Source organism: Pseudoalteromonas sp. Angola-30, assembly GCF_028599215.1.
GTDB lineage: Bacteria > Pseudomonadota > Gammaproteobacteria > Enterobacterales > Alteromonadaceae > Pseudoalteromonas > Pseudoalteromonas atlantica.
Window position 1 is genome coordinate 20756 of the sequence record NZ_JAQREI010000028.1, and the last position, 6302, is coordinate 27057.

The following is a 6302-nucleotide window of genomic DNA, read 5'->3' on the forward strand; positions in this document are numbered from 1 at the left end:
ATGTTAAAACTCCAAAGCTAAGTTATTGCAGGCTAAATTGCACATCGATTTGCTCACCATCACGTTCTATCGTAATTGTGGCATCGCTGGTATTACGCAGCTCATTAATAGCTGCCATTGCCTGTTGTAAATCTGTTAATTGGTAGCCGTTAATAGCCACGGCTAAATCATTATTCTGTAGGCCCATTTGTTTAAACAGAGCAGGCTCTTTACCTGGGCTCAAGCGATAGCCGATTAACTCGCCATCGCTCATTGCTTGTGAAACACGAATATAATCAAATAACTTACCAGGTTCACTTAATAGCTCTTCTCGTGTTTCTATTATTGCTTCTTTTACATCTGGGTCAGCGGTTGCGTTAATTTGCAACTCGCTTTGTTCTATTTTTTGCGGCCCCATGTCTTGTGCTTCGCGAGCGGCAAGCACAGGCATAGATACTTTTTTACTAAAGTCGAGACCATCTAGCATTAGCGTTTCAAATCGCCCGTTTACACTTAAAATAACGCGATCAGGAAGTATTTGCGCAACCTCTGCACGGGTGCCTTGTACAACCTCTTCAACTAAGTAACTAACTTGTCGCCCCTGTGACTCAATAATAGCAATACCTGCCTTATCGTCGTTACTTACAGCAACAATACCGGTTAGATTAATACTTAAGCGTGTTTCTGGTGCATTATTAATTACTTCGTTTTGCTGCGCAGTATTAGTTTTATTTGTTACAGTTTTTTTACCAAATAAAAATTGCTCTATAATATTTTGTACTGAGGTAGTACTAGAGGCCTTCGATGCGGCTGAATAGTGAGATGGAGTAAGCGGTGTAGAGACCGGTTGTGGCCATACCAGCCAAACTAATTTTGAGAGTAAATAAGCAAGATAAACAACGACTAACAGCGTAACTACTGCGCTTAATTTAGCATGGGGTAGCCGTGTTAAAAATTGTTTAAGCTGTTGAATTTGCTGTTCCATAATAATGTTCTTATTTTAATTTACTGCATAAGCGCGTACCCATAGTACCCTTTCATTTTTCATTCAACAAGCACACTAATATTAAACTTTGTAAACAGATTAATATAACAATGTAATGTTGACTAAAAAACCAGCATGCGCCGTAATACCTTCATCCTACGATGATTTCATGATAAATTTTACGATATATAAATAGTCGATTGAAGAAGCCTAATGAGTAAAAAAAATAATACTAATGCCGACTCAGACCACAACAGTGAGCCAAAAGTTCGATTAGATAAATGGTTATGGGCTGCGCGCTTTTATAAAACCCGTGCGCTTGCACGCGAAATGGTGCAAGGCGGCAAAGTACATTATAATGGGCAACGTACTAAAGCGAGTAAAATTGTGGAGGTTGGCGCAACCATAAAACTTGCCCAAGGCGTTGATGAAAAGCTTATCAAGGTACTTAAAGTGCTTGAAAAACGCCAAAGCGCCCCCATTGCACAGACCTTGTATCAAGAAACTGATGCAAGTATTGCAAAACGCGAAGAAAACGCCATCGCACGCAAAAATAACAGCTTCTTTGCTCCACATCCGGATAAAAAGCCCGATAAAAAGCAACGACGCGAACTTTTAAAAATGAAATCAAGTTAGGTATAGCCGCTCATGCAACAAGATTTACTTCACCGTTATTTATTCGACAAACTCGATGTTCGTGGCGAACTCGTTCAAATTGAGCACGCCTACAACGAGATGATAGCTAATCACAATTACCCTGAGCCAGTTAAAGCATTATTAGGTGAATTACTCGTTGCAACGTGTTTATTAACTGCCACTTTAAAGTTTGAGGGTGAAATAGCCGTTCAGCTACAAGGCGATGGCCCTGTTAAATACGCTGTTATTAACGGCGACGATAAACAAAATATGCGTGGTATTGCGCGCATGCAAAGCGAGGTTAGCGGCACAACGGTAAAAGAGCTTGTAGGTAAAGGTTATATGGTTATTACCATTACTCCAACCAAAGGCGAACGTTATCAAGGCATAGTGCCTCTTGAGCACGATACATTAAGTAAATGTATTGAAAGCTACTTTGAGCAATCAGAACAGCTAAAAACACGCCTTTGGTTTGCAACCGACACAACAGAAGGGAAAGCCAAAGCCTGTGGGTTGTTTTTACAAGTACTGCCTGTTGATAAGCAAAAATCAATTAATGACTTTACTCACTTAGAAGCCTTAAGCGATACAATTAAACGCGAAGAGCTATTAGAGCTTGATGCCAATACCGTATTAACGCGCTTATATCACGAAGATAACCCGCGCGTATTTGACCCGCAAGCGATTACATTTAAATGTGGCTGTAGTAGAGAGAAAACCATTACTGCTTTAGTTAATGTAGGCCAACAAGCATTACTTGATGATGTTGCTGAAAATGGCGCTGTTAACATTAGCTGCCATTATTGCCTAAAAGAATATGTTTTTGACGAGCAAGATATTAAAAACATTTTTAATTAGCCCCCACCTCATAATCAAATATAAAGCCGCAAAATATGCGGTTTTATATTATAAAATGATGATACCGGTGTCATGAATTTTGTTAATTTACTGACACCGGTATCATTGAAATTATTCATGTTTTTTAGCAAATATATGTGTTTTTAGGGCCTTTACAGGCTCGAATATCTCAAATCCTTCTGTTACTATAATTTCAGCTTAAGGGAACTAAGAACCCAGAGCTATCCCGTTCAAACTCTCACACATAGTTAGGTATAAACATGACTACAAGCGCAACACGTTTTGTCGATTTAACCGCAGCTGAACTTGTCGAGCATGCGATTCGTCGTGGCGAAGGGACACTAGCCGCAAATGGAGCCTTTGTTGCAATTACAGGCAAGCGCACTGGTCGCTCTCCTAAAGATCGCTTCATTGTAAAAGAAGCAACAACGCAAGATGATATCCAATGGGGCAATGTAAACCGCCCATTCGATGCTGACAAATTTGACGCTTTATGGGCTCGCGTAGAAGCACATGTGCAAAGTAATGACCACTTCACCTCTCACCTAGAAGTTGGCGCAGACCCTGAGCACTATCTACCTGTAGTTGTTACTACAGAAACAGCGTGGCACCATATTTTTGCTAAAAACATGTTTATTGAGCCTAAAAACTATAATGCATCTGATTTACCCCAATGGCAGGTAATGAATGTACCTTCGTTTGTTTGTGACCCACAGCGTGATGGCACCAACAGCGACGGCACTGTTATTATTAACTTTGCTCAACGCAAAGTGTTACTTGCTGGTATGCGTTATGCCGGTGAAATGAAAAAATCGATGTTCTCCGTTCAAAACTTTCTTCTTCCAGCAAAAGGTGTATTACCAATGCACTGCTCTGCTAACGTAGGAGAAGCGGGTGATACAGCACTATTCTTTGGTTTATCGGGTACTGGTAAAACAACTTTATCGGCCGACCCAACACGCTTTTTAATTGGTGACGACGAACACGGTTGGGCACCAGGAAGCGTATTTAATATCGAAGGTGGCTGTTACGCAAAATGTATCGACCTCTCACAAAAAAATGAGCCAGTAATTTGGAATGCTATTCGCTTTGGTACAATTTTAGAAAACGTTGTACTTGATGAAACACGCACACCTGACTTTAACGATACAAGCTTAACGCAAAATAGCCGTGCTGCTTACCCGCTAGAGCACGTAGAAAAGCGCAAAGTTGAAAACCGTGCTGGCGAGCCAAAAGCTGTTGTATTTTTAACCTGTGATGTGAGCGGTGTTTTACCGCCGGTTTCTGTACTTAGCGAAGAAGCCGCTGCTTTTCACTTTTTAAGTGGTTACACGGCTAAAGTAGGCTCTACAGAGATTGGCTCAACTAGCGATATAGAATCTACATTCTCAACGTGTTTTGGCGCCCCTTTCTTCCCTCGCCCTGCAGGTGTTTACGCTGAGCTGCTTATGAAGCGTGTACGCGAATTTGGGGCAAAGGTTTACCTTGTTAATACAGGGTGGACAGGCGGCCCATACGGTACCGGTGAGCGTTTTGATATTCCAACCACCCGCGCTGTAATAGATGCAATCGTATCTGGTAAATTAGCCAATGTAGAAACTCAGCATATCGATGTATTAAATCTAGACGTACCAGTGGAAGTCCCTGGTGTGGATAGCAAGCTACTTAACCCAATTAATACATGGGAAGATAAAGCAAAATATAATGAATATGCAGCAAAACTTGCCGCTGACTTCACTGAAAACTTCGCTAAATACGATGTATCAGATGATATTAAAAATGCAGGCCCAAAAGCATAATTAATTACCAAGCCTGATTTAAACGCCAGCCTATAAAGCTGGCGTTTTTGTTTGCTAAGCTAATTATTTTATTGCTGCGACATTTTGTCGCAGTTCTTTTCTATTAAACAAAGATACAATGCGCCATCCCTTTACTGCATATTTTTAATGGTCACTCTTTTATGCGTTTTAATGGTTCATGGCGAAAAATAGCAAGACGTGTACATTTATACCTAGGCTTATCTATCGGGGGTGTACTCGCACTCATTGCTCTAACAGGTTCTATACTCGTTTATTACCCCGAACTAGATGAAAATATAAGTAGTTTAAGTACAGAAACAGCGAGGCCTATAAATTGGGATACCGCATATCAAACGTTAAAAACTCACTACCCAGATAAACAAGGCTCGTGGCGTTTAGAAAGCACCAAAGATAAACATTATATTCCCGCAAGATATTACAACCAAAACGAAACAGTGGATCACGCTTTTGCACCACTTATGGTTTGGCTAAGCCCTGATGGCAGGCTTATATTACGTGAGGATGTATGGGGTAACTACTTTGTTACCTGGATTTATAACGTACACTTCTCGTTACTTGCAGGTAGCACTGGTACAATCGTTATAGGCTATATAGGAATAGGTAGCCTTATACTCCTCATATCAGGCCTATGCGCTTGGTGGCCTAAAAAAGGGCAATGGGCTAAGTCATTAAAGTTTAAAGCGCGCAGCTCTTTTCTGGGCTTGTTATATGACTGGCACAAGTTGCTTGGTTTAATTTTTGCTCTGCCTTTAATCCTATTAACAGCAACCGGTATAATGTTAGCAATACCAAAGCAAACCGATCCTTTGATAACAGCCCTGCTTGGAAATATAGATAAACCTAACAGCGCAATAATAAAACCCCAGCGCAGTATTTCCTTATCAGCAGCACTTAGTACAGCACAAGAGGCCATGCCAAATACACGGCTAGCATGGGTAGAAACCCCGTCAAATCACAATGCGGTATATCGGTTTAGGTTCAAAACCAAAAGCGATCCCTCTTATCGCTTTCCTCACAGTTATGTGCAAGTAAATGCAAGCACAGGAGAGCTCATAAGTGTTTTTAATATAGATAAGATGAGCATTGCCAGTAAATTTAAAAACTGGTTGCATCCACTTCACAATGGCAGCATTGGCGATCAGCCATTACGAATTTTATGGGTTTTATCAGGTGTAGCCACCGCTTTATTATTTGCCCTGGGGCTTTTTAGGTGGCTCATTAAAACGAAACGATTTAAATACACTATAAGCTAATGACAAAGCTTATTTAAAATATCAAACGAGCCCTTTACAACCTAAACCTGCTTGTATAGCTAGCTACGACCTAAATTACGAGCTGCTCATGCAGCGTAAATCAAAGCAAAAGCTATATAGATAGTCAAACTGCCTTATACAAAACTTAAGGTGCTACGCTTGATAATAAGCTAAGCTCTATGAACTGTTTAAAATTAATTCATTACTTTAAGTTATATTGCGTGCTTTCATCGCGAGTTTCGTGATCCTCAATCCACGCTACAGAGGAGTGGCGGAACTATATAAAGGCAGGTATTTCACTTTTCTAGAGACGTAGAAAAAATGCTTCATTTCTTAAGCAGCGTTCTGGTATTGGGAGTAGGTGTGCTACGCTGTCAAATGTCGTGCGGACTAAGGTACGCATATATAAAAACACTATATTTACCATACAAAGATGTGCGGCGAGCGTTATCCGCGGGTTTCGTGATACTCAACCCACGCTACGGAGGTGGTGGAGACTGTGCGAATAGGAGACTGTGCGAATAATATCTGGAATGTATTTTTACTTTTCTGCGGACGTAAAAAAGCCCGGCTCTTTCGAGTCGGGCTTTCTTGTATTTGAAGCCTGGCAATGTCGTAGTGCCCACAGCGGTAGAGAGTCACATAGCAAATGGGACATTATCATTGCGTCGGGGCGGCCTTATGCGGTGCACGCTTTCGAGCTGTTTCGTTTAACTCAGGGTTCGGCATGAGTCTGGCTATTTATTAAATCCCAGACAGCAAAAAACCCGT

Annotated in this window: 5 protein-coding genes; 4 read left to right on the forward strand and 1 reads right to left on the reverse strand. The window is 41.0% G+C overall.

All coding sequences use genetic code 11. The annotated features are described in order from the left end of the window. Positions 1 to 22: 22 nt before the first annotated feature. Complete coding sequence (gspC, locus tag PSH54_RS20170; RefSeq protein ID WP_054983940.1) at positions 23 to 964, reverse strand: type II secretion system protein GspC; 942 nt, start codon at positions 962 to 964, stop codon at positions 23 to 25. Between the two features lie 213 nt (positions 965 to 1177). On the opposite strand from gspC, the gene hslR reads away from it, so the two are divergent. The 4 genes from hslR to PSH54_RS20190 all read left to right on the forward strand — a co-directional run bounded on the left by hslR (position 1178) and on the right by PSH54_RS20190 (position 5531). Continuing rightward, positions 1178 to 1600: a ribosome-associated heat shock protein Hsp15 gene (hslR, locus tag PSH54_RS20175; protein ID WP_024032559.1), complete on the forward strand. Its 423-nt coding sequence runs from the start codon at positions 1178 to 1180 to the stop codon at positions 1598 to 1600. Between the two features lie 12 nt (positions 1601 to 1612). After that, the gene (gene hslO, locus PSH54_RS20180) at positions 1613 to 2458 is read left to right on the forward strand and encodes an Hsp33 family molecular chaperone HslO (RefSeq protein ID WP_024032560.1); all 846 of its coding nucleotides are present in this window, start codon (positions 1613 to 1615) and stop codon (positions 2456 to 2458) included. 260 nt (positions 2459 to 2718) lie between these two features. Further along, on the forward strand, positions 2719 to 4257 hold the full coding sequence (locus PSH54_RS20185) for a phosphoenolpyruvate carboxykinase (protein ID WP_004588454.1): 1539 nt from the start codon (positions 2719 to 2721) through the stop codon (positions 4255 to 4257). 161 nt (positions 4258 to 4418) lie between these two features. Continuing rightward, on the forward strand, positions 4419 to 5531 hold the full coding sequence (locus PSH54_RS20190; protein WP_273606969.1) for a PepSY-associated TM helix domain-containing protein: 1113 nt from the start codon (positions 4419 to 4421) through the stop codon (positions 5529 to 5531). Positions 5532 to 6302 lie beyond the last annotated feature (771 nt).

Coding starts and splice junctions, on each gene's coding strand:
- gspC (WP_054983940.1), bottom strand. CDS start 964: ATGGAACAGCAAATTCAACAGCTTAAACAATTTTTAACACGGCTACCC.
- hslR (WP_024032559.1), top strand. CDS start 1,178: ATGAGTAAAAAAAATAATACTAATGCCGACTCAGACCACAACAGTGAG.
- hslO (WP_024032560.1), top strand. CDS start 1,613: ATGCAACAAGATTTACTTCACCGTTATTTATTCGACAAACTCGATGTT.
- PSH54_RS20185 (WP_004588454.1), top strand. CDS start 2,719: ATGACTACAAGCGCAACACGTTTTGTCGATTTAACCGCAGCTGAACTT.
- PSH54_RS20190 (WP_273606969.1), top strand. CDS start 4,419: ATGCGTTTTAATGGTTCATGGCGAAAAATAGCAAGACGTGTACATTTA.